22 protein-coding genes, 1 pseudogene and 1 other annotated feature are annotated in these 21,915 nt (G+C 65.9%); of the genes and pseudogenes, 12 read left to right on the top strand and 11 right to left on the bottom strand.

Annotation, left to right across the window (positions count from 1 at the left end; all coding sequences use genetic code 11):
• Positions 1–28: 28 nt before the first annotated feature.
• From ACQY5K_RS10145 to ACQY5K_RS10135, 3 genes are all read right to left on the bottom strand, one after another.
• Positions 29–199, bottom strand: a complete 171-nt coding sequence (locus ACQY5K_RS10145; protein WP_428122632.1) for a L,D-transpeptidase — start codon at positions 197–199, stop codon at positions 29–31.
• Between the two features lie 593 nt (positions 200–792).
• Entirely contained in the window at positions 793–2,712 is a 1,920-nt protein-coding gene (locus ACQY5K_RS10140) for a DUF222 domain-containing protein (protein WP_428114724.1), read from the bottom strand.
• Positions 2,713–3,134: 422 nt separating this feature from the next.
• A complete protein-coding gene (locus ACQY5K_RS10135; RefSeq protein WP_419921775.1) occupies positions 3,135–3,881 on the bottom strand; it encodes an indole-3-glycerol phosphate synthase TrpC in 747 nt (248 codons plus the stop codon).
• A gap of 538 nt (positions 3,882–4,419) precedes the next feature.
• Here ACQY5K_RS10135 and ACQY5K_RS10130 point away from each other — a divergent pair.
• On the top strand, positions 4,420–5,181 hold the full coding sequence (locus ACQY5K_RS10130; RefSeq protein WP_428114722.1) for a hypothetical protein: 762 nt from the start codon (positions 4,420–4,422) through the stop codon (positions 5,179–5,181).
• Positions 5,182–5,244: 63 nt separating this feature from the next.
• Here ACQY5K_RS10130 and ACQY5K_RS10125 read toward each other — a convergent pair whose 3' ends face one another.
• A complete protein-coding gene (locus tag ACQY5K_RS10125; RefSeq protein WP_428114719.1) occupies positions 5,245–5,454 on the bottom strand; it encodes a hypothetical protein in 210 nt (69 codons plus the stop codon).
• A gap of 157 nt (positions 5,455–5,611) precedes the next feature.
• Between ACQY5K_RS10125 and ACQY5K_RS10120 the strand changes: the two genes are divergently transcribed.
• The 5 genes from ACQY5K_RS10120 (at position 5,612) to ACQY5K_RS10100 (ending at position 10,312) form a co-directional block, all read left to right on the top strand.
• Positions 5,612–6,490 (top strand): IS5 family transposase, encoded by an 879-nt coding sequence (locus tag ACQY5K_RS10120; protein WP_428114717.1) that lies wholly within the window; start codon positions 5,612–5,614, stop codon positions 6,488–6,490.
• A gap of 101 nt (positions 6,491–6,591) precedes the next feature.
• On the top strand, positions 6,592–7,044 hold the full coding sequence (locus ACQY5K_RS10115; protein ID WP_420442795.1) for a helix-turn-helix domain-containing protein: 453 nt from the start codon (positions 6,592–6,594) through the stop codon (positions 7,042–7,044).
• A 222-nt stretch (positions 7,045–7,266) separates the two neighbouring features.
• Positions 7,267–8,577 (top strand): IS1380 family transposase, encoded by a 1,311-nt coding sequence (locus ACQY5K_RS10110; RefSeq protein WP_428114714.1) that lies wholly within the window; start codon positions 7,267–7,269, stop codon positions 8,575–8,577.
• Between the two features lie 353 nt (positions 8,578–8,930).
• Positions 8,931–9,254, top strand: coding sequence for a hypothetical protein (locus ACQY5K_RS10105; RefSeq protein ID WP_428114711.1), 324 nt, complete (start codon positions 8,931–8,933; stop codon positions 9,252–9,254).
• A 104-nt stretch (positions 9,255–9,358) separates the two neighbouring features.
• The gene (locus ACQY5K_RS10100) at positions 9,359–10,312 is read left to right on the top strand and encodes a transposase (RefSeq protein WP_428114710.1); all 954 of its coding nucleotides are present in this window, start codon (positions 9,359–9,361) and stop codon (positions 10,310–10,312) included.
• A 64-nt stretch (positions 10,313–10,376) separates the two neighbouring features.
• Here the strand turns inward: ACQY5K_RS10100 and ACQY5K_RS10095 are convergent, their stop codons facing one another.
• Complete coding sequence (locus ACQY5K_RS10095) at positions 10,377–10,628, bottom strand: hypothetical protein (RefSeq protein ID WP_428122848.1); 252 nt, start codon at positions 10,626–10,628, stop codon at positions 10,377–10,379.
• On the opposite strand from ACQY5K_RS10095, the pseudogene ACQY5K_RS10090 reads away from it, so the two are divergent.
• Positions 10,564–11,412: pseudogene (locus ACQY5K_RS10090) on the top strand (S1 family peptidase); the annotation flags it as partial. The gene ACQY5K_RS10095 and the pseudogene ACQY5K_RS10090 overlap by 65 nt on opposite strands.
• A 195-nt stretch (positions 11,413–11,607) precedes the next feature.
• On the opposite strand, the gene ACQY5K_RS10085 reads toward ACQY5K_RS10090, so the two are convergent.
• Positions 11,608–12,042 (bottom strand): RDD family protein, encoded by a 435-nt coding sequence (locus ACQY5K_RS10085; RefSeq protein WP_428114708.1) that lies wholly within the window; start codon positions 12,040–12,042, stop codon positions 11,608–11,610.
• Positions 12,043–12,113: 71 nt separating this feature from the next.
• Between ACQY5K_RS10085 and ACQY5K_RS10080 the strand changes: the two genes are divergently transcribed.
• Positions 12,114–13,393, top strand: a protein-coding gene (locus ACQY5K_RS10080; RefSeq protein WP_428114706.1) for an IS3 family transposase whose coding sequence is annotated in 2 segments (ribosomal slippage) — positions 12,114–12,393 and positions 12,393–13,393 — 1,281 coding nt in all. Because the reading frame shifts where the segments join, the coding sequence is not laid out codon by codon here.
• Positions 12,392–12,520: a sequence feature (AL1L pseudoknot), on the top strand. It overlaps the preceding gene by 129 nt.
• 225 nt (positions 13,394–13,618) lie before the next feature.
• Here the strand turns inward: ACQY5K_RS10080 and ACQY5K_RS10075 are convergent.
• Both ACQY5K_RS10075 and ACQY5K_RS10070 read right to left on the bottom strand, forming a co-directional pair.
• Complete coding sequence (locus tag ACQY5K_RS10075) at positions 13,619–13,753, bottom strand: hypothetical protein (RefSeq protein ID WP_428114703.1); 135 nt, start codon at positions 13,751–13,753, stop codon at positions 13,619–13,621.
• Between the two features lie 207 nt (positions 13,754–13,960).
• On the bottom strand, positions 13,961–14,380 hold the full coding sequence (locus tag ACQY5K_RS10070) for an NYN domain-containing protein (protein ID WP_428114701.1): 420 nt from the start codon (positions 14,378–14,380) through the stop codon (positions 13,961–13,963).
• Between the two features lie 116 nt (positions 14,381–14,496).
• Here ACQY5K_RS10070 and ACQY5K_RS10065 point away from each other — a divergent pair, with 116 nt between their 5' ends.
• Entirely contained in the window at positions 14,497–15,693 is a 1,197-nt protein-coding gene (locus ACQY5K_RS10065) for an ISL3 family transposase (RefSeq protein ID WP_428114698.1), read from the top strand.
• 466 nt (positions 15,694–16,159) lie between these two features.
• Here the strand turns inward: ACQY5K_RS10065 and ACQY5K_RS10060 are convergent, their stop codons facing one another.
• The 3 genes from ACQY5K_RS10060 to ACQY5K_RS10050 form a co-directional block, all read right to left on the bottom strand.
• Positions 16,160–16,318: a hypothetical protein gene (locus ACQY5K_RS10060; RefSeq protein WP_428114696.1), complete on the bottom strand. Its 159-nt coding sequence runs from the start codon at positions 16,316–16,318 to the stop codon at positions 16,160–16,162.
• 246 nt (positions 16,319–16,564) lie between these two features.
• The gene (locus ACQY5K_RS10055; protein ID WP_428114694.1) at positions 16,565–17,800 is read right to left on the bottom strand and encodes an ATP-binding protein; all 1,236 of its coding nucleotides are present in this window, start codon (positions 17,798–17,800) and stop codon (positions 16,565–16,567) included.
• Positions 17,801–18,441: 641 nt separating this feature from the next.
• Positions 18,442–19,782: an IS1380 family transposase gene (locus ACQY5K_RS10050; RefSeq protein WP_428114692.1), complete on the bottom strand. Its 1,341-nt coding sequence runs from the start codon at positions 19,780–19,782 to the stop codon at positions 18,442–18,444.
• Between the two features lie 146 nt (positions 19,783–19,928).
• Between ACQY5K_RS10050 and ACQY5K_RS10045 the strand changes: the two genes are divergently transcribed.
• The 3 genes from ACQY5K_RS10045 to ACQY5K_RS10035 all read left to right on the top strand — a co-directional run bounded on the left by ACQY5K_RS10045 (position 19,929) and on the right by ACQY5K_RS10035 (position 21,860).
• Positions 19,929–21,050: a hypothetical protein gene (locus ACQY5K_RS10045; RefSeq protein ID WP_428114689.1), complete on the top strand. Its 1,122-nt coding sequence runs from the start codon at positions 19,929–19,931 to the stop codon at positions 21,048–21,050.
• A gap of 154 nt (positions 21,051–21,204) precedes the next feature.
• A complete protein-coding gene (locus tag ACQY5K_RS10040) occupies positions 21,205–21,519 on the top strand; it encodes a type II toxin-antitoxin system HicA family toxin (protein ID WP_428114687.1) in 315 nt (104 codons plus the stop codon).
• Positions 21,516–21,860 (top strand): type II toxin-antitoxin system HicB family antitoxin, encoded by a 345-nt coding sequence (locus ACQY5K_RS10035; RefSeq protein WP_428114684.1) that lies wholly within the window; start codon positions 21,516–21,518, stop codon positions 21,858–21,860. The genes ACQY5K_RS10040 and ACQY5K_RS10035 overlap by 4 nt, the downstream gene beginning before the upstream one ends.
• The last annotated feature ends 55 nt before the right edge of the window (positions 21,861–21,915 follow it).

The following is a 21,915-nucleotide window of genomic DNA, read 5'->3' as shown; positions in this document are numbered from 1 at the left end:
GTATCGATCAGTGCGGCGAGCCGGGCGGTCAGGCAACCACAACCACGGGCGTCCCGATCGGCGCCCAGCCGAAGAGCTGCTGCGCTTTGGTGTCGTCTTGGCGGACGCATCCCGCTGAGCGTGGCTGGCCGAGCTGGGCGACGGTCTGGATCGGGAGGCCGGCGTAGGTGCGGGGAATGGAATGGAACCCGATGGCCAGCCGGTGGTGGCCTTCACGAAACGCACCATGTGACGCATGGTGACGGGGGCCTTCGGCGACGACGAGTACTGCGACTTCGAGAAAACGCTGTAGGAACCTGGGGCGGGACTGGTGGCTCGGCCGCTTACCGGGTAGGTGTCAAAGAGCGTCCCGTCCGCTTCGATCAGCCACATGCGCTGGGCGCTGCGGTTGTACACGACGTGTTTGGTCCCGGCGAGACCCACGTCGGGCGTCGAGGTGCCCGCAGTCCACAGCACATGGCCGTCGGAGTAGCCGATGGTGACCGCTAGGAGACTGCTGATTTATTCGGAATCTGCCACTACCGCAAGCCTCTGACCAGTGGTTTTGCAATTGCGAAAGCGGCCATTCGGGCATTGCTCAGCACACTCCTAATGCTGTGACCGCAAACGTTCGCGCTGTCGCCGGGTGTGGCGTTAGCGGGTGTGCCGCCGTGTGGCTGGCGTCGGTGGCGTTGGCGGGTACGCCGACGGCCGCGAGGGGTGGGATCACGGTCACGGCGGCGCTGTGGCCCTGTCGCTGTTGTGTCGTCAATCTGGCCCGGCGGGACACACGCCCCGAGACCGCAGGCGAGATCACGGCGGCGCTGTGGGTGTTGTGTCGTTGGTTTGGCCGGTGGTGTTCGTTCGGGGTGTGGTGGTCCATCGGCGCGGGGCGGTGCGCCGCTCGAGGCGCTCGTTGTTGTTGTGGAGCTTGGCGTGGCAGTCGTTGCACAGGGCTGCCAGATTCGGGATGTCGGTGGTGCCGTTGTCGGCGGCCCATTCGTTGATGTGGTGGTCGTGGCAGCGGTGCATGGGTGCGCGGCACAGCACGCAGCCGCGGTCGCGTATCGCGATGGCGAGGTGTTGGGCGGCGTTGGCGTGTCGGTGGCTGCGTCCGAGCCACAGGATTTCTCCGTTGGTGTCGAACAGTGCGCCGCGGATGCGGGTGTCGGGTGAGAGGTTGTCGAGGATTGCGGGTGGGACGGGTCCGGTGCCGAGGAGTTCGCAGAGCCCGTGGGGTTTGGTGCCGTCGATGACGCCGGTCTCGGCGATGATGATGAGCTGGTTGGGTGCTTGGGCGGGTCGCCACCGATCGATCGAGCGGCCCGCTGGGCTGTGGGAGGCGCCATCGCCGCCCGAGCCGAGCCTCGCATCGCCGGCACCGCCGTCGCGAGGGCGTTCGGTGCGGTCGTGGGCATGTGCGTTGCGGCCGTGGCCGTGATCGCTTCGTCCGTCGTGCTCGGCATCGCAGTGCCCGCCATGGCCGGTATCGCAGTGCCCGTCGTGCTCGGCATCGCAGTGCCCGCCATGGCCGGCATCGCAGTGCCCGCCATGGCCGGCATCGCTGTCGCGGCCATGGGCGGCATCGCAGTGTCCGTCGTGCTCGGCATCGCAGTGCCCGCCATGGCCGGCATCGCAGTGCCCGCCATGGCCGGCATCGCTGTCGCGGCCTTGGGCGGCGTCGCTGCGTCTGTCGTGGCTGTCATTGGTTCGTGGGCGGCGGTCGGTGTCGGGGTTGTGTGCGGCGGGGTGGTCGATGGTGGCTAGGGCGTTGCGGTCGGTGACCATTTCGAAGAGGCTGTCGGCGAGGCGTTGGCGATTGTCGCGAATCTGGCCCGGTGTGCCGTCGCGTCCGCCGTCGAGACGCCACAAGGCGTCGTTGTAGTTCTCGAGTGCCTGGCGCACGAACGTGAAGCTGACCGGGTCGAACTCGGCGTGCAGCACACCCATCCCAGTCGACTCGTCAACAAACAACGACGCGCACCGTGCGCGGCGCTGACGGCCCAGCTCGCACTCAGCAGCGTCGGGGTCGTGACGGGCCGCGAACCTGCGGGCTTGGTCGCGCAGCGTCTCAGGCGACACCTGCGCGGCGGCTTCGAGCAACTCGGCTGCGGAATCGACCGCGTCGGCGCTGGTGCGCCGCGCAGCGTCGGCAAGTACCTGGGCGTGCTCGACGTTCAGCTCGCCCGCCGCGAGGCCGCGTGCCACGTTCGGCATCCGAGCGACCTGCTCGCTGGCCTCGACGGTGCGCTTGGCGTTGCGCTTGCTCAGCCGCGCCCGGCCCACCAGCGCAGTACGGCCCGACCCCGCACGGGCGGCCTCGAGCGCAGCAGTCGCTGAGAGCACCACCGCGTCGGTGGCGGAGCGCAGCCGAGACGCCACGTCGATGACATCGGCGAGCGTGTCGCAGCCGGCATCGCCCAACGGCACCCGCGACGCCCGCGCGACGATGTCACGCGCCCCGCACAGCACCGACAACACACCCTCCACCAGCAACACCGGACCGACCGGCGGCACCGCGAGCGACACCGCCTCAACCGGCTCAACCCGAAGCGACACCGGACCGACCGGCGGCACCGCGATCGATGCCGCCTCAACCGGCTCAACCCGAAGCGACACCGGCCCAGCCGGCGACGACAGCGCGGGTGGAGCGGCCACGGCCGCGTCGCTCGCCGGCATCGAGCCAGTCGGCATTCCCGCCGCCGAATCGGTGCGAACGTCTGAGCGCTTCATGACAATGACTGTAAGTGTGGGGTGTTATACGAAAGCCCCCGAACGACATCACCACATCCGAACCCACGCCAGCGCAACCCCCACGCACCGCAACACAGCGCACCCGTCACGGGCGCGTGCCCCTGCCCGATCACCGTCGCCGGATCAGCAGGTCGCATCGCGCCACCGATCATGCTGCGCGGGCGCAAACACCTCCGGGCCCAGCTGACACGGCTTGCGACAACTGCGGAACGCCAGCACCCGACGCGCCGACGACAGCGCAAACGTTTGCGGTCACAGCACTGGGAGACTGCTGATTTATTCGGAATCTGCCACTACCGCAAGCCTCTGACCAGTGGTTTTGCAATTGCGAAGGCGGCCATTCGGGCATTGCCCAGCACACTCCTAGGCGCGTAGGGACGCGAGAAGCCCCGCTTCCTGGGTCAACTACGCAGGAGGTTCCGTATTGCCCCGGCCGGGTTTGAAGCTGTGACCAACGCTTCCCCGACCAATGCTGCGTCGTAGCCCGCCGCTGCTATGTCGGCAAGCGGGGTGCCGTCGGGAACACCGATGCCGGATGCGGCGACCTTGATGATTCCAGGTGGGAGCTGATCGAACATGCCCGCTATGCGCAAAGCCTTGTTGTAGTCGACGGTCGGGTGGGAATTCTTCGGGTCGTCGCGTTGGTTGACCGCGATCATGTAGGCGCCTTGCCCGACCGCGAGATCCAGCTCGGCTTCGGTGCGTACCTCGGTCAGCACATCAATGCCAAGCGTGAGCGCTAGCTCTTGCAGCGGCCGGAGCTTCGTTGACTCCATGTCTTCCACGATGACCAGCATCGCGTCGGCACCCATCTGATGCGTCTCGTGCACGTGCACGTGGGTGGTCAGGAAGTCCTTGCGCAGCACCGGGAGGTCGGACGCGTCGCATGCGTCGCGCAGGTCTTGGGATGACCCACCGAACAGTTGCGAGTCCGTGAGCACCGACAGGCAGGATGCACCGCCTCTCTGGTACTCAACCGCGAGTGCTCGAGCGTCGGCATCCTCGCGCAGCGCTCCACGCGAAGGTGACCGTCGCTTGATCTCAGCGATGAGCGAAAGCCCCTCTGAGGACAAAGCGTGCCGAAAGCGGCACCCGACGCCTGCAGGGTTGTGGACCCGCGCCTCGCGGGTCAACGTTCGGGTGCTCACGCGGATGGGTGGGAAGACAAGTAGAGGCAGGCGTCCGCGAAGATCGAGGCTGCCATGGCGTGTCCTCCCGGATGCTGTGTGTTATTGCATAGTCGGGATCTCGGGGCAGTCTCACGCTGTCGCATCGTGGCTCCCAAAAGTTGATGGCGGGGCACCAAGAGAACCGCCGCTCCGAATAGCAGCACACACGATGCCCGGCAGTGAAACGAAATACGGGGAGCGGCAACTGCCGCCCCCCGGGGGTTTCATACAGGCAGCGCAGCGATAGGCCGGCTGCCTGGGGATCTAATGGTTGCTTACCCTACTATCGCCTGCTCCGAGGACGAAAGCCGTTTCGACCTTCTTGCCGTCGGCAAGCTGGGCCTTCGATGGGCCCGTACGAGATGAGTCACCGTGCCGGCCAGGATCTCCGCTCCCCGTGGGTTGCGCATGAAGCTGTCGGGGTAGGTCGTCGCGAAGTAGAGCTGCACAGCTCCCCACGCCTTGGTGGTCGCCTCTCCAGCACGTCACCGTGCCGCCGCCAGCGGAGCCGCTATGGGTGGCGGAAGCCGTTGAGTTGCTGATTCGGGACTGGGTTGCCTCGCAGGTCGTAGGCGACCTCGCCGCCGACGCTGTCGTCCAGCACGCCGGCACGGCAACATCGGTGGCGATCGAATTCAAGACTCGCGTCAATGGCGCTTCGGCTCAACAGCTGGCCCGGCAAGCGCAGCAGCTTGCGATGCCGATGGTCGTCATCGGACGTGAGATGACCCGCGCAGCGCGAGCGATCTTGGCTGAGGCTGGTGTCGGGTCGGTCGACGGACTCGGAAATGTTCACTTGACGCTGCCCGGACTCATCATGAGGACCACCGGTGAGTCGCGTGCCCGGCCTGCTCAGCCCCGCAGCCGCCTGTCCGGAAAGTCCAGTCTGGTGGCGCAAGCGATGCTCCTCGACACCGACCGGCTGGTCGACGAGATCTGCGACGGCCTCGAACGGACTGGCACCGAGTACGCGCTCACCGGCACCGCAGCAGTCGCACGCATATCGCCGCTGCTCACAAACGTTCCTGTCGTCGAAGTCTGGCTAAATGCAACCGCAGACCCCGACGCCGTATGTGAGTCTCTCCAAGCGCAGCCAGTCGAGTCAGGACCGAACTTGGTGATCCTCCAGGAACGAAACGATGCGCCCTTGGCGTTTCGGACCCGTCAGCGAGACAAGTGGATCGCCAACGTGTTCCGGCTCTACGTCGATGTGCGGCGAGACCCCCAACGCGGACGCGAGCAAGCTGATCACCTTCGCCGTGAGGTGATCGGTTTCTGATGGCGCCTGCGCAACGAAGCTGTTGCTGTGGTGCAGCAGTTCATCAAGGCCATCCGAAGCTGATCAGCCGGATCGGCCGCTGGTGACACGTCGTGCCGCCGCCAGCGTGCCCGAGCCAACGCCAGACGACAGATCGCACGCAGCCGAGCCAGCCTCGATGTACTCGTTGCCATCAGGCGCTGCCACGAACTGCACACCGCTCGACGACGAACCGAACCCGTTCATAGCGAAATCGGCCACGCCGTTGCCGTCGGTGTCGATCTCGATGCGCATAGCGCCACTCGCGGGAACTACAGACTCGTGCGTATACGGACTTGATTCTTCTACAGCCTCTACAGCGTATAACATACTTAGAGGCCGCGCGGATTGGCCATCCACGGGTTGGCTGGTTCCCCGGTGTATTGGTCGGGTTGTCCGAACAAGACAACCCGTGGAGGCCGGTTTCATCATGCGCGCTTTGGAGCCTGAGGTGGTGGATGTGATCTGGGCGGCGGTGGAGCCGATGCTGCCGGTGCGGCCGGTTCGTGACCTTGGCAGGGGGCATCGGCCCCGGATATCGGACCGGCTGTGCTTTTGGGGGATCCTGGTGCGGCTGGCCACGGGCTGCTCGTGGCAGTGCGCGGAGGCGCTGCTGGGATGGCAGGTGTCGGACACGACGCTGCGGTCGCGCCGCGACGAGTGGGTCGCTGCGGGCGTGTTCGAGCGGATCGCGGCCGAAGCGATCGCCGCCTATGACCGGATCGTGGGTCTCGACCTCGATGACGTGTGCATCGACGGGTCCACCCACAAAGCTCCCTGCGGTGGGGAAGGGACCGGCAAAAGCCCCGTGGACAGGCGAAAACTCGGCTGGAAGTGGTCGATCGCGATCGACGGGGCGGGGATCCCGGTCGGGTGGGCCGCCGCGGGCGCGAACCGCAACGACATCATGCTGTTCGACCCGACCGTGGCCGAGATCGAACGGCGGGGGCTGCATCACGACACCGAGACCTTGCACCTCGACCGCGGCTACTGGGGCGCCCGCGTCGACCGGTCAGCCGCCGCGGCGGGCATCTGCGATCTGGTGCGGCCCCCCAAACGCAGACCCGGCCACGACGGCCCCGCAGAACCGGTCACAGCGCCGCTGGGGCTGCGCTGGCGCGTCGAGCGAACCAACTCATGGCTGTCCAACTACGGCCAACTGCGACGAAACACCGACCGCAAACCCGAGCACCGCCTCGCCCAACTCGCCCTCGCCGTCGCCTTGATCATCACCATCAAACTCATCGACCACCGCAACCGCTGGCAACCCCACAACCGCCCAATCCGCTAACGCTCTTATTACATATATTTCGACTACAGGCTATAGTTCATCTGTCGCAGAGGGCGACCTGCTGTCAAGTGGCCCAGGCCAACCTGACGAGGAGGGGTGAGATGTCGAGCGCAACGATCGTGCGCGAGTACGAGATCCCGAGCCCGGACGTAGCGGTCGGAGCCGAGACCGCGCTCGCAGAACTTGTCGGGCTGCGGTCGTCGTTCGACACGTCGGCACCGGGTGAGCTCGTTGCACTCCATCTCGAATTGCCGACGTTCGCGGCCCGGTTGCTGGTTGACGCGCTGACGGCCCTGGCCGAAGGACATGCGGTCACCGTGGTCCCCGTGCCGGCCGAGCTCACCACTCAAGGCGCGGCGGACATCTTGAACGTGTCGCGGCCATACCTGATCAAACTGCTCGACGAGCGGAAGCTGCCGTATCGGCGCGTCGGCAACAGGCGCAAAGTGCTCCTCGAACACTTACTGCGCTACAAGCAACGTGACGACGAGTTCCGCCAAGGAATACTCGACGATCTCTCCCGAGAGGCTCAGGCAATCGGCCTCGAGTACTAGCTGGACAGGCCGACCGTATGGCGTTCACGGCGGTATTCGACGCAGATGTGCTCCATCCAGCGATCGTGGCCACCACGCTGCAACGCCAAGCGGATGCCTTAGCCTGAATCCACCGATTCGGTGGGTGTGTGTGGGTTGCCGCGTCCGCGAAAAAGGCCTCCTGATCTGCGACGATTGTGATGTTCGTTGTCACATTCGTCTCAAAAACAGGAGGCACTTTTTGTGTCTGGATCATCGCGCAGTCTGGACCGGTTCGCAACGACGTTCGATCATGAGGGCCTGGTGGCCAACGCGGGCCTGATCCTGGCGGGAACGCTGATGGCCCGTCTGGGCCTGTTGGGGCTGATCGAGCGGTGGGTGCGCACCGGTTCCGCGAACCCGGGTCCCAAGATCTGCACCGTGGTCGCCGCGATGCTCGCTGGCGGCACCCACATCGATCACGTCGAGATGCTGCGCGCCGGACGCACCGGGCGGGTGCTGGGGTTCGCCCCGATGGCGCCCTCGACGGTGGGGTCGTTTTTGCGGACGTTCACGTTCGGTCACGTCCGCCAGCTCGAAGCGGTGGCGTCGCGCACGCTGGCTCGCGCCTGGGCGCTGGGCGCAGGCCCCGGCAAGGCGCCGCTGGTGGTCGATCTGGACTCCACGATCTGCGAGGTCCACGGCAAGCAGAAACAGGGCGCCGCGTACGGCTACACCAGCGTGCTCGGCTATCACCCGCTGCTCGCTGCACGCGCCGACACCCGCGAGGTGCTCGGCGCACGCATGCGCAAAGGCTCCGCGGGGTCCTCGCGAGGCGTGGTGCGCTTCGCCGACGAGCTCGTCGCCAGCCTGCGGCGGGCCGGGGCGAGCGGGCCGGTCACGGTGCGCGGGGACTCGGGGTTCTGGTCATGGAAGCTGATCGACCGTCTCGACGCCCACGACATCAAATGGTCGATCACCGTCGCCCTCAGATCCTCTGTGCGCACAGCGATCCAAGCGATCCGCGACGACGCGTGGGCCGACATCGCTTACACCAAAGACGGCCGCGCCCAGGTCGCCGAGACCCAATACACCACCGGCCGCGGCAAAGCCAAGCGCACCGTTCGTCTCGTGGTGCGCCGCACCCGCCTCGCCGAGGGCGCACAGCAACGACTGTGGCCCGACTGGCGGCACCACGCATTCATCACCAACACCGACCACGACACCGCCGCCGCGGATGAGTTCCACCGCGGCCACGCCGTGGTCGAGCTCGCCATCCGCGACCTCAAAGAAGGCTCCGGCCTCGAACACGTCCCCTCAGGCCACTACGGCGCGAACTGCGCATGGCTCGCCTGCGCAGCGCTCGCCCACAACATCGGCCACTGGAGCGCCACGCTCGCCGGCGCGCCGGCGGCCACCAACCGCTCCCGCCGCACCCGACTCGTCGCACTCGCCGCCGTGCTGGTGAACCGATCAGGCACACCCACCCTGCGATACCCCGCCCGCTGGCCCTGGGAAACACAATTCACAGCCACGCTCAACGCTCTCAGGGCTCTGCCCGGACCCTCCGGCTAAACAGCACAGCCCGGAACTGACGCCCCCACACAAACCCAGCGTCGACAACCCCGAACCACACCCGCACCCCTAGCAGAACACGCCCAAACACACCAAACCACACCCCCAACAACACCGCACCACCCCAACCCGCCACCAGCCCAGAAACCCCACGCTCACCAACAGCCAATCGGTGGATTCAGGCTTAGACAATCCATCACTGCGCCTCGACGAGCTGCTGGACAAGCTTGAACTGAACGGGCTTACTCGAACTGCCGCGGAGGTTTGTTGTGCGTCTGACTTTGCCGCGGAGGGTCCACCGAGGAATGAACCAAGTCTGATCGTGTTCTCGCTGACGCGTGAAGGAGCATCAGATGACTGTCAGCGAGGGTCGGCGTCGACCGAAGAAGCTGTCCGCGGAGACGAAGTGGGAGATCTACTTGCAGGTCGCGGGCGGAGAGATCACCCAGGCCGACGCCGCCCGGAAGTGGGGGGTCGATGTGTCGACGATCATCTCCATCCGCCGGACGGTGAAGGACGCGGCGCTGGCTGCGCTGGCCCGCAAACCGGGTCGCCCGGCCACCGAACGGAACTGGGAGCTCGAAGCGGCCCGGGCAGAGATCGGTCAGCTCACCGAGGCGATCAAGGTCCAAGCGATCGAGTTGGCCATTGTCCGGGGAAAATCCGGCTGGGACTGAACGGACCGGTCCCGGCGAGAGTCCCCGCCGAGGCCAAAGAGCTGGTCCTCAACACCGTCGACGACGCCGTTGCCGCCGGGTTCTGGCACACATGGGCCACCGGTGTGTGGCAGGTCTCCGACGACCGGGTGCACCGCTGGCGGGCCCGCCGACGCGAGCTGGGCACGCTCAGCGACCTCGCCCCGGGCGGCGCGCCGGTGCATGCGGTGCTGGCCGACGAAGTCGCGGAGGTCCTCGCTGTCGCTGAAGAGTGGGGACCGGTCGACCGGTCGCACCGCAAGCTCGCCCACCGCGGTTCCTATGTGGGCCGGGTGTGGGTGGCCCCCTCGACGTTTCGGCGCGTTCTGGCTGCCCACGGGCTTGTGCTGCCCGAACAGCCGCCGACACCACGGCGGCCCAAGACGCCGTGGCCCCACTGGCTGGTCTGGGAACCGAACAGGATCTGGATCTGGGACGTCACCCACTTCGGGCGGGCCCGGCGCTGCGTGTTCGCCATCGTCGACATGGTCTCCCGCTACTGGATCACCACCCTGGTCTCGACCGAGGAGACCTCCACCCAAGTGCGCGTCATCTTCGACCAGGCGCTGCTAGCCCAAGATCTCGACGAGCTGCTCACCGACGACCGCCTCGATCTCGACATCGACGACCCCGACCGGCCGATCCTGCTCGCCGTGTCCGACAACGGCCCGGCCATGACCAGCCACGACACCCGCGCCTACATGGCGATGATGGCCATCGCCCAACACCACGGCCGACCCCACACCCCCACCGACCAAGCCTGGATCGAGAGTTTCTTCGGGCACATCAAGCACGAATGGCCCCACCTCGACGAGATCACCGACCCGGCGTTGCTCGACACAGAGCTGGCACGCATCCGGATCGACTACAACGAAGTCCGGCTGCACGAAGCGCTCGGCTACGTCACCCCCGACGACGAACACCACCAACGAGGAGAACCGATCCGCGAGGCCCGCCGGCAAGGCCTCCAACGAGCCCGCACACGACGGCTCGACCACAACCGCCGGACCACCACCAACAACCCCGAGAACACAGCATGACTTGGTTCATTTCTCAGCCGATCTCCGCGGAAGACTCAGACACACCTCAGGTTCGTCGTTACCTTCAGCCATAGACAAGGTGACGGTCGCCATCTGGCTCGTGGACCACAAGAACGCTGCGAACGCCATCGAAGAACCGACGCGAAAAGCCCCGAAGCCGGCTAGGAGCGGCGGGAGCTGACCATGAGGTCGGGTGCTTTGCCGACGAGGTCTCGGGGCTGTCGATCGGCGATGATGGCCAGTAGGCCACGATGGCGCCGCACAGCCCGGCAATCCCGGCAAGCAGCGACAGCAATGCCGCCCTCATGCGCCGCACCCGCTGGACCCTAGCCACCCATGCCAGCGCCGCTGGGTGCAGCAGCTCGCTCGGCGGCGCGTGCCCCCGTCCATACAGTTGGGGCACCATGCGATCAGCTGGCGCAATGACGCCCAACACCGCCTCTCGCTGGGCATTGCTCGGCGTCGTCCTGCTGGCGGTTACAGCTCTTGCCGCGTGCAACAGCGACGGCGGATCGGGTTCCGATTCGGGCCCGACGGCACCACTGGACACGAATCAAGCCGACACCCCCACCACACTCGAATCGTCCGATCAACCGCTCACACACTCAGACAGCGCATCCAGCCAAGACGGACTGGCTGCGCTGCCGCTCTTGCCACGCATGCAATCCGTGCTCGTCCTGGTCGAGACGCCCCAAGGCGTCGGCACCGGCCTCATCGTCGAAGGCGGATACATCGTCACCAGCTACCGCCTCGTGGCCACCTACGAGGCTGCCCAGGTGACATCGAGCGCACACGACCTGCAGGGCCGCACCGTGCCGCTGGTGGCATGGGAGCCCCGGACCGATCTCGCTGTGTTGGGCCCAGTCGACGTCGAGCTTGAGGCGCTCCCGATCGCCGAGAGTGCCGCGACGCCAGTCGGCACCATCATTTTCCTGGCCGCGTACGAGGAAGCAGAGATCGGCGTTCCGACGCTGACCATCGTCCCAGGCCGCCTGACAAGTGTCCACACGCCGGATCCCGCGGGCCCCACCTACGTCCTAACAAATGCCTACATCGAAGCGGGACGCAGCAGCGGCGTCATCATCGATTCCAACGGCACGCTGATCGGCATCGCAACAGTCGTCGTCGACGATCCCCATGGCACGCTCGGCATCCCCGCCGAGGACGCCGTACGGATCGCTAGCCAGCGAGGCCCGGTGTCCGCACCAGCCACAGTCCTCCCTCGATGCCTGGCAGCAGTGGAAGATCTATGGGCTCCCGGTCGAGGACGAGGCGATCGCTGGCGAGTGGGGCAGCTAGGTCTTGGTGCCCCGGGCGCCGTTCGGGTCCACAACGACGTGCGTGCCCGAGAGCTTCTCCCACAGGGTCTGGTTTCGGCGATCCCAGAACGGCATGAACATCAGAACGCCCAAGGTGAGGATGATCGCAACGCTGGCGACCAAGTCTGCGATGAGGCCGCGCACGAAGAACATCCTGACGAACCCGACGGGTTCGAGTGATTGGGCGTCAATCACTCGCAGCTGCAGGAGCGATTTCGCAGGTGTCTGTCCTCGTTGGACGATGAACAGCGCCCAGATGACCCAACCGATACCAAGGGTCAGACCGACCAAGACCCCTTCGAGAATGGCAGCCCCGAGTCGTATCCAGGGGCTGGCGAATTCGACGCCGCCGGGCAGCAGCGTCTCATCAGCAACCTGCTGAGGCGGATCGGCTGGGGCGGGCTTGGTCATAGCTCGATCCTCTCTGCATACTGAATCACCCCGAGTTTCGTGGAGGCTCTGTTCCTTGAGAGGATGGAGCAATGCCAGGAAATCGGAGATATCCCGCCGAGCTGCGTGAACGTGCGGTGCGGATGGTGTTGGACAATGAGCGCCTGTACGGGTCGCAGTGGGAGGCGATCTGCTCGGTCGCGGAGAAGCTGGGGCCGACGCCTGAGACGGTGCGGCTGTGGGTTCGCCGAGCTGAGATCGACGGCGGGACCCGCCCGGGCGTGACGACACTGGAGCGTGCTCGGATCAAAGAGCTCGAAGGCGAGAACCGTGAGCTGCGCCGAGCGAACGAGATATTGAAGGCGGCGTCGGCTTTCTTCGGGGCGGAGCTCGACCGCCAGTCGAAGCGATAGTGGCGTTCATCGACGCCCATCGAGGCCGGTTCGGGGTCGAGCCGATCTGCGCTGTGCTGTGCGAGCACAGCGTCGGGATCGCCCCGTCCACCTATTACGCAGCCAGGTGCCGGCCGCCGTCGGCGCGGGCGCAGCGCGACGCCTGGTTGCGCGCAGAGATCGCTCGTGTGCACCGGGACAATTACGACGCGTACGGGGCGGCCAAGGTGTGGGACCACCTCAACCGCGTCGAGCACATCACGGTGGCTCGCTGCACTGTGGAGCGGCTGATGCGCCAGCTGGGCCTCGAAGGGACCCGCCGAGGCGCCACGGTGCGCACCACCACCAGCGACCCCGACGCCGACCGGCCAGCGGACCTGGTGAACCGCGATTTCACAGTGCCGGCCCCGAACCGGCTGTGGCTCGCGGACCTCACCTACGTGCGCACCCACAGCGGCTGGGTGTACGTGTCGTTCGTGATCGACGCCTATTCGCGGCGGGTGCTGGGCTGGCAGGCCTCGCGGTCGATGCGCACCGAGCTGGCGCTCGACGCCCTGGAGATGGCCGTCTCGGGGCGCCGCCGCGACGGCCGCAGCACCGAGGGGGTCACCCATCACAGCGACCGCGGATCGCAATATCTGTCCATCCGCTACAGCCAGCGGCTCGACGACAACGACATCGTCGCCTCGGTCGGCAGCAAGGGCGATTCGTATGACAACGCGATGATCGAGAGCTTCAACGGCCTGTTCAAATGGGAGCTGATCTACTCACGAGGACCGTGGCAAGGACTGCGCGATGTCGAGTTCGCCACCCTCGAATACATCGACTGGTACAACCACCGACGCAGCCACAGCGCCCTGCTCGCCGGCCGCGGCAACTACACCACACCCGCCGAACACGAAACCGCCTACTACCGTCAAACCGTCACAGCCACCCCGGCCGTGACTCAACAACCCGAGTCTCTACTCAACCCGGGGTGATTCATACCTGCAGGGCCGCACGTCATCGCGGACGTTGGCAGCCGGCGCCACGGTAGATGGGCCGCTGGGTTGCAGACGTGATCCCACCGGAATCGCTCGGCACAGCGTCGCCCCTGCGGAGTTGGGCAGTCGAACCACTTCAGGCTGTCGTCGACGCGCACCGCAAGCTGGTCACCCGACGGTCGACGAATTCTTTTCAACACCTACAACTACACCAACGGCGTGTCATTGATCCACGTCGGCGGAACCGGGCAGCCCGGCAGCGGCTTCGAGACGGGCAAGTCGATCGGTGTGGTCCAGCAGCGTCGCGTTGATCTCGCGGAAACCAGCCTGCATTTCCGCACGCAGGCTGATGATCACGTTGGGTGACACTGTCCGATGCTGATGGCCCTTGCTTCGGGGAGCGTCCGGCTCCCGGCGTATGGGGTCCGTGAGACGACCGAAAAAAGTAAAGCCCCGCCAGTGCACCTCCGCTGGGCGGTGGTGGACGGCGGGGAAGATTGGGCGAAGCTTGCCATGTTTCGTCGTTGGTTGCAACTCGCCTAGCGACGACTGGTTGATGACCGTCTATCGATAGTCCGTGGGGTCGTCGACGTGCCTGTAGTCAAGCTCGGTCAGGCGATGCTCCCACATGAGAAACGGTTTCTTGGGAAGTCGTCGGCCGCCATCTCGCCACGACGCCGATTCGCAGGCGACGCCCGAGGCGCTCGCACGCTCTAGCGCCGGCAGCAGATCCGAGTCGCCCGAAAACAACACGACTACATCGAACTCGCCATTCGCAGCACCGAAGGCGAGATCGAGCGCCAGCTGCACATCTATGCCCTTCTCTCGTGGCTTCCCAAGGCTGTAGTCCAGAGGACGCAAGTGAATGTCAAGTCGGGGATCAGTTCCGGTCCTATTCGACCGCCACCGCGCTACCTGTCTTCGTGTTGCGCCGTAGCCGGTGGGGTCGGTCCCTGAGCCGGGTAGCCCACGATAGATCGACACCAGTTCAAGTGGCCCTTCGCCTTTTGTTGGGATGAGGGTGGGTTGAGGGTCCGTTTGTAGGGGTCGAGGCCGTGGGGGGATCGGTGTTGTGAGATGCCGAACCCTGGAGGGCCTCGATGAAGCGTGATGTTATGTCGGTGCGGCTGTGGCTGCCGCGTGTCGAAGTGCTGGGGGTGGTGGTCGACGCGCCTGAGCGGCTGGTGGTGCGGGTGCGCTCGACGGTGCGCCGCCCGTGTTGTCCTGATTGCGGGACCCCGAGCGGGAAGGCTCATGATCGCCGGGACCGGGAGATCCGCGACTTGGAGGTGTCGGGCCGGCCGGTGACGCTGGTGTTCGAGCAGCGGCGCATGGTCTGCGGCGTCTGCGGCGGCCGGCGGTTCATGGAGGACCATCCGGCGTTCGAGGGCCGTGTCACGGCGCGTCTGGCCCGTCGGCTGGTGGCCGACGCGCGTCAGATGACGGTCAACGCGGCGGCGAAGCGTCACAAGGTGGGCTGGAAGCTGGTCAACGCTTTGGTGGTGGCCTGGGCGGGTCTGGTCGCCGACCATCGTCGGCGGCAAAGGTGTCGGGTGCTGTTGGTGGACGAGACCTCGATCCGCAAGCGGCACCGGTATGTGACGGTGCTCGTCAACGGCGACACCGGCGAGGTGCTCGCCATGGTGCCCCACCGCGACACCCAGGCTCTGAGCGGCTTTCTGGCTGCCCAGGGGCATAGATGGTGCCGCGGCGTGAAGGTCGTGGTGTCCGACGGCTCCAAGGCGTACAAGGCAGCCATAGAGGCGCGGCTCGGCCACGCCCGCCATGTGCTGGACCGGTTCCACGTCATCAGATGGTTCCAAGCCGGCCTGATCGCTGTGCGCCGCGACGTGCAGCGTCGCCCCGAAGGCTCCAAACCGGCATTCGATCCCGAAGTGTTCCGATCCAGGTTCTTGCTCATGCGTCGGCCCGACAAGCTCGACGCGGCCGAGCAGTCCCGGCTCGACGCGCTGTTCGCCGCCCACCCGCGGCTCAAAGCAGCATGGGACGCGCTCGGCGAGCTGCACCAGCTCTATCTCGCCGACGACCGCGAAGGCGCCCTCGAAGCGCTCGACCGGTTCGCCGACATCTACGGCACCGGCGACATACCCGAGTTCAGCGACACCGTCGACACATTCCTCGCCTGGCACCAGCAGATCCTCAACTGGCACCAAACGGGACGGCCCAGCAACGGCCGCATCGAAGGAACCAACAACCTGCTCCAAGTCCTGCGACGCCGAGCCCACGGCTTCACCAACTACGCCAACTTCGAAGCCCGCGGCCTCCTCCTAACATGAACCCCGCCGAGCCCAGCAGCCCGAATCCCAACAAAAGACGAAGGCTCAATCATCTAGAGCACAAAGCGCACCGCGCCGCGCACCAACTCCGCGCCGCCCCCGACGCGAAACGTCTCCCACAGCTGCGCTGTGTCATCATCAGAAAGGGCCACCAGTGTGTCCTCCCCGAAGAATGGGCGATTTCTCTCACCGAGGACCACGCCGATGGCCCCCCTACCGGTGGACCCCCGCGACTACCTCAACCCCCACCACTCGGTGGGACACTGCCGTTCCGCACACGTCCCACGAGGGCGGGAGGTGCTCGCAATGCTGCGCGGATTTGCAAGACACCGTATTTCGGGGCCTGATTCGGCCCCGTTTCACTGCTGTTGCTCCAGTCTTTCGGCCATTGTGACCGAAATCACGCTTCCGGCCGCGCCGATTCAGCGCCACTGCGGCGGAATCGACAAATGGGGCGCTGTGCTGTCTATCCCGAGTCGAAGTAGTTGCCGAACCAGTAGCTGACGTCGGCTCCGGTGCGGTTGCGGTAGGCGACGAGCGCGTTGGCCAGCACGTCGAGGCGGTAGGCGAGGATGCCGAAGTCGACGTTGGTGCGTCCGATGGTCTTGCATCGCTTGTCGGGCATGTGCCGCTTGAGCCGTCGGAGGTGTGCGCCGGTGTTCTCTCGGCATCCGTACAGGTCGTCGAAGTCGGGGTCCGATTCGGGATTGCCCGCAGCGCTCGTGTTCGTCGCGCGAAGTGGCGGAGAGGCTCTTCGATCTCCTGCTCGACGTGGCCAGCGGCGCGACCACGACCAGCGAGCGGCTCGGCTTCGGCGAGGAGGAACTGTGCCCTGGCAGATGGGTGTCGTGACCTAGCGCCCGCTGTGGCACTATCCGGTGTTGTCCCCTTCTGGAACACGAAGCGAGCCCGCGACTATCGATCGCCGCAGCCAAGGCCCGATTGCCGGATGCGCCAACTTCAACCGTCCTCGTCCACCAGGGCTGACCATTCCCGACAGCAACAGCCGCCTGCGATACGCGCTGGCGCTGGTTTTGCCGATGGCGGCCTCTTCGCACACAGCGGCCACCCGGGGCGACTCATGGCTCTCGGCTAGTGCAGCCAAAGCCGCCAAGAACCGCTTGTCGGTGTCCGAGAGGCTCTGCCACGTGGGGGCGAACAAGTGGTCTTGGAGCGACTCATCGGCCTCGGCGACGGCCTGCTTGGCGTGGCTGACAGTGATCGGCCTGCCGGGACCGCCCGCTGCGCGCCACATCTTGTCCCCGACCAGTTGAAGCATGTACGGATGGCCGGCCACAGCCGAATTGGCTGTATCGAGAGCATCGTCGCCGATGAGGCCCCCGTGCGTCAGAATCGGCTCTCGCAATCCGCGACGCGCCTCCTGCTCTGACAACGAATCCACCTTGTGCACGGCAAGACGTTGCAGGAAGGTCGATTTCCGATCAGCCAACAGCGTTTCTGTGATGTACGGCAATGCGGCACCCAAGAACACCAGCGCTTGCCGCTCCCGCTTTGCGATGTGCTGAATGTACGAGCCGAGCTGCCTGGCTTTGGCGAGCGGGATCGCATGCATCTCGTCCATGGTGAGCAGCACACGGACGCCGATCCGGGCGGCGGCACCCGCGAGCTCCCCCAGGTCGCGTCGAAGGTCGTCTCCGTAGCTCGTCCGCCTCAGATCAGGCTCTTCCTCGAATGAGACACCGGCCGACACGCCTCCAGCGCCCAAGCTCACCCCCGACACCTGCCGTCTGGCTGGCTCGCCGTGAGCCTGTGCCATGGAATGTTGCGCCTGCACAACCGCCTTGTGTGTCTCGGCAATCGGGTCGCCGTCGGTCCCTGCTACCGCAAGCACCAGCCAGCCCCGCTCTTCCTGGGCGGCGCCCTCAATCTCGTTCAGCAATACCGTCTTGCCCATACCCCGCGGGGCGAGCAGCACATTCGCGCCGCCCTCGCTGGCTGGGTCGCCAGCCAACAGGGTGCACACCTTGCGGATCAGTTCGTCTCTCCCCACCAAGCAGGAAGGCGTGCTGCCGAACCCCGGAGTGAACGGCAGCGCATCAGGGACATCCGACTTGTCGGGAAAATAGCGGGGCCGGTCTCCTGCCATCCCCACAGTGTACTCCCTGGCTTCACTATTTTATTTTTCTTCATCATGTTTATGTTCTTCATAGTTTTCACTGTTTTCTTTTTCTTTCGCATTGTCCGGGAATGAGCCTCAGCGTCGGCAACCCGTCTTGACTCCATTCATGTCGCAAGAGAACTCTTCTAACACCGCAAGAATTCCCGTCGCCGATCGGCCGGCGAGCAGCGTTCAGACGTTGCCCAGTTTTCGTCAGCGCGGGGACTCGCTCAAGACCGCGACGCGGTCGGGCAGAGCCCTGACGGCTTCGGCGACTTCGACAGCCGTTTGTTGATGGTTGCGGCTCGTCAACAACCTCCGTCAGTTATAGAGACATACCAGCCGGACAGGAGCTGGCTGTTCTGCACGTCGCTGCCGCCGAGAACGCCCAACGAACGCCGTGTTCTCCAAGAGGAGGCAAGCTCTAGCCCTGATTATTCATGAGAATTCTGTTGGTCGTATTTTCGGTGTGCTTTGCGCCCGGTTTGGTGGTGTGGGGCTGTTGGGGCGTCGGCGGGAGCGTCGCAGGGGAGCCGATGGCCCCGGTTGTGGCGCTCAGGCGGCGCTGGGGGCGTGGCGGGGCTGTCCCGCCGGGGGCAGGCGTCGCGCGGGACCGGTTGGCTGGGGGGTCAGCGGGGGTGGGCGATGGCGAGGAGCGCTTTGGCGCCGGGGTGCTGTTCGGGCAGGCGCAAAAGGACGCGTCTGGCGGTGCGGCACACGAGCGCGGGGAGGTGCCACAGCTCCCAGCGGAGCCGTTTGGGGGCCGCGCGGCGCAGCGCCCCGTCGAGGCAGGCGTTCTGGAACCAGCCGAGGGGCGCGAGGCCGATGATGCACATGGCGGCCCAGGCGCTGTTCGCGTGCCAGTCGGTGAACGGCATGCGCGTCAGGCCGCTGTGGTTGAGCCGGCACACGGCGTTCTCGACGTCGGCGTGGCTGCGCATCAGCCGATCCAGTTGCACGGCGCTGCGGGGCTGGTCGGTCAGGAATCCCCAGTATCGGAAGTTCTCGCTGGGGAACAGGCTGCGCTGCGCTCCGGGGTGGCGCGGCTCGCGGCGCACGATCAGCCGGGTGCGGCCGGGCCAGCCCGACAGGTCCGCGAGGTCGGTGACCTGAGCACCGCGCCGCTTGCGCTGGGCGGGCCGCTTTGGGGCGTTGTGCCAGCGGTCCGGGTCGCCGCGGCCGCCGCGGATCGCTGCTTGGACGCCCGGAGCCGACCGAGCTGACACCGCATAGCCGATGTTGCGGTCCCGCAGTGCCGCGGCGAGTCTGGGCGAGCAGCCCGCGGCGTCGATGCGCACCACCAGCGGGCGTTCCACGAGGCTGTCGTCGTCGCCTTCGCGGCGGCCCACGGCGTCGGGCTCGGGCAGCGTCGCCACAGCGGCGTCGATCACCTCGAGGTGATCGGCGATGTCGTTCGCGGCGGCGTTGCCGGGCCGCTGCTTGATCCACAGAGGCTCCCCGTCCGCAGTGGAGCACACCATCGGATGGAACCCGAACCCGCCCTTGTAATGCGGCGCAGCTCCCGCCTTGTTCTCCGAGCGGACCTCCACCAGCGTCGAGTCGACATCGACCACCAGCGGCGCGCTGCGGTCACGGTCGGCCCACAACAGCTCGCGCACCGCTGCGGCCGCGCCCAAAAGCGCCGCGGCGCCGCCCTCGCCCAGGCCCGTGAGGGTGCGGTACAGCGTCGAGTCCGACGCCACGTCGCCGAACAGCTCCCGCTGAGCACGCAGATGCTCGATGTCGGTGCACGCCTCCCCGCCGCCGGCCAGCATCAACAACGCATGGACCAGCACCGCGCCCCGGTCATGAACCGGGGCCCGCTCGCCGCGTGGGGGCACCGCACCCGACAGCGCCTCGGTCAGCCCGACCCGGTCCGCGAACCCGCCCAAAGCGAACAACCCCACACCCCACACCACACGATCCCCGCCGCCTGCCAGACGCGCGTTTGTGACACTGCTAAGTTTCACCTCGGAGATGCCCCCCTGAACTCGCGGATGCGTTCATCACAGACACACATCGTCGCAGGTCAGAGGGGCCTTTCCGCGGACCCAGACAACCCAGTCCGCCCGACTCGTGAATAATCAGAGCTAGCAGCACCCACGAGAGCGCTCTGATGATGACAAGCAGGGATCGTCTTGCGGATTCCTTGTTTGCGAAGCAGATCAAGGACAGGCTCGCCAAAGATCTAAGCGAACACCCGGCGTTGAAGACGCTGCGCAACGAGCGCTCCCGCTACCCGGGCGCCACGGACGAGCAGGCACGCCGCACCGTTCAGGAGCTGCTGGACACGCTGATACGGGAGAACCCGGACTTGGGCAGGCTCCTCATCGACGGCACCCAGATCTCGAACCCGCACAGGCCCTTCGCACACACCGATGAGAGACCGGAACTCCGTCAGTTCCCGACCTTCTTCCGTCTCAGGGGCGCAAGAGACGGTCATCGGCATCGAGATGTGCACCTCGGACTCGACTACCTCCGGTTCGTATTCGAGACAGACGCCAAAGACGACTACTTCGATCGGGTCGACGCACCGGGCGTGAGATGCCTGGACATGGAAGCGGGTGGAGGCTCTTGGGAGAACGCCGATTATCTCGTGGACGGCTGGCATCTGAGCGAGGGCGTGGCCGAGATGAGGCTACGGCTGCCGGACACCGCAGCGGCCGGAGACGTGCTCCAGTTCAAGTTCACCGTCTTCGACGACAATCACCAGACCTCCGATTTCGTCAGCACGATCGAGCTGGCCGTCCAATCTCCCAAAGAACCCAGCGAGCCGCCCGACACGCCTCGCCAGCCGCGGCAGCGGCCACCCAAGGGCGACGCACCGGAAATCAAGGAAGTCCGCGAGGAATCCTGGGGTCAGCAGGTGCCCGAACCATTCGACGGCGACACGGCTCTGCGCAGAATCGACAACGGAAACGGCGTCTACGAGCTCAGGTACAACGCCGACAACAAGTGGCTCCGCAAAGAGATCTCACGCTCCAAGGCGAGCGAGGACCAAGCCGCCGACCTCAGGCACCAGTTCGGCGTAGTCATGGCAGCTCTCGGGCTCGCTGTGATGGGGGCGCATCAGCGATCAGCCAACGGCCGATCAGAGCACGACGACCCGACCGAGAACGGCAAGCCCGAGATGAGCATCAACGAGCTCATCGAGTGGTGCACATCAGCCGCCGCCCCAGTCGTCGCATCGATCCACAGCCTCACAACCGCATCGTCGAGCGCCGACGACAGCGACTAGAAGCCAGAGTCGAGCGCAGTGTGAGTCCGGGTCGCGCGGATCTCGTAGAGCAGATCGAAGAACACGGGCGCGATGCGAAGTGCCTGGCAATGATGATCCTCTACTTCGGAGTGAGCTTCGAGTCGCTGATCTACCGGTTGCACAATCGCCGTGAATGCCTGCAGCGGGCCGACTCGCCAAGAAAATCACTGGTCTCGCGTCGGAGGCGGTGCGAGGCTGCGCCCGCCACCGCCGGGCACCTGCCTCGGTCGACCGCACGGAGCGAAGCATGCCGACAGTGCGCGACGCGATACGGCTCGTCGAACGCGACGGTTGGACCCATGCGCGAACACGAGGCAGCCACCGCCACTTTCGACACCCCGACAAACCTGGCACGGTCACGATCCCGGGCAAACTGAGCGACAATGTAGGCCCGAGGCTCTGGGCGAGCATCATGACCCAAGCGGGGCTGAGGAGACGAAGCCGATGAAGTTGACCTACGTGGTCACGCTCGAGGAGATGCCGCACAACTTCAGTGCATGCGTGCCCGATGTCCCAGGTTGCGTCAGCACCGGAAAGACTCGGGAGGAGGCGCTGGAGATGATCCAGGAGGCGCTCGTCTTCCACATCGAAGCGATGATGTCGGATGGCGAACTGCCCCCGCCTCCGACCACCGGCATCGACGATGCCGTTGCGCACCACAGTGGGCCCGTTCCTGAGGACGTGCTCAGCTCCTACGCCGAGTTCGGCGATGGCGCCGAGACCGTTGAGACCCGATTCGAGACGGTCGAAATCGAGATTGGAAGCCATCCGGCGGCTCTCGCCGGCTGACGCCGACAGCGCGACCGCACAACGCGACTTCTCAGTCCGAGCTGGCATTTCGCCC

The organism is Candidatus Poriferisodalis sp. (genome assembly GCF_965262965.1).
Lineage (GTDB): Bacteria > Actinomycetota > Acidimicrobiia > Acidimicrobiales > Poriferisodalaceae > Poriferisodalis.
Note: the sequence above shows the minus strand (reverse complement) of the source record. Positions and strands in the feature narration are given on the sequence as shown.

What these genes read in the sequence shown, in the direction of transcription:
- ACQY5K_RS10140 (WP_428114724.1), bottom strand. Translation starts at nt 2,712, where the DNA reads ATGAAGCGCTCAGACGTTCGCACCGATTCGGCGGCGGGAATGCCGACT.
- ACQY5K_RS10125 (WP_428114719.1), bottom strand. Translation starts at nt 5,454, where the DNA reads ATGCGCATCGAGATCGACACCGACGGCAACGGCGTGGCCGATTTCGCT.
- ACQY5K_RS10115 (WP_420442795.1), top strand. Translation starts at nt 6,592, where the DNA reads ATGTCGAGCGCAACGATCGTGCGCGAGTACGAGATCCCGAGCCCGGAC.
- ACQY5K_RS10105 (WP_428114711.1), top strand. Translation starts at nt 8,931, where the DNA reads ATGACTGTCAGCGAGGGTCGGCGTCGACCGAAGAAGCTGTCCGCGGAG.
- ACQY5K_RS10085 (WP_428114708.1), bottom strand. Translation starts at nt 12,042, where the DNA reads ATGACCAAGCCCGCCCCAGCCGATCCGCCTCAGCAGGTTGCTGATGAG.
- ACQY5K_RS10065 (WP_428114698.1), top strand. Translation starts at nt 14,497, where the DNA reads ATGAAGCGTGATGTTATGTCGGTGCGGCTGTGGCTGCCGCGTGTCGAA.
- ACQY5K_RS10060 (WP_428114696.1), bottom strand. Translation starts at nt 16,318, where the DNA reads ATGCCCGACAAGCGATGCAAGACCATCGGACGCACCAACGTCGACTTC.
- ACQY5K_RS10055 (WP_428114694.1), bottom strand. Translation starts at nt 17,800, where the DNA reads ATGGCAGGAGACCGGCCCCGCTATTTTCCCGACAAGTCGGATGTCCCT.
- ACQY5K_RS10045 (WP_428114689.1), top strand. Translation starts at nt 19,929, where the DNA reads ATGATGACAAGCAGGGATCGTCTTGCGGATTCCTTGTTTGCGAAGCAG.
- ACQY5K_RS10040 (WP_428114687.1), top strand. Translation starts at nt 21,205, where the DNA reads ATGCCTGCAGCGGGCCGACTCGCCAAGAAAATCACTGGTCTCGCGTCG.
- ACQY5K_RS10035 (WP_428114684.1), top strand. Translation starts at nt 21,516, where the DNA reads ATGAAGTTGACCTACGTGGTCACGCTCGAGGAGATGCCGCACAACTTC.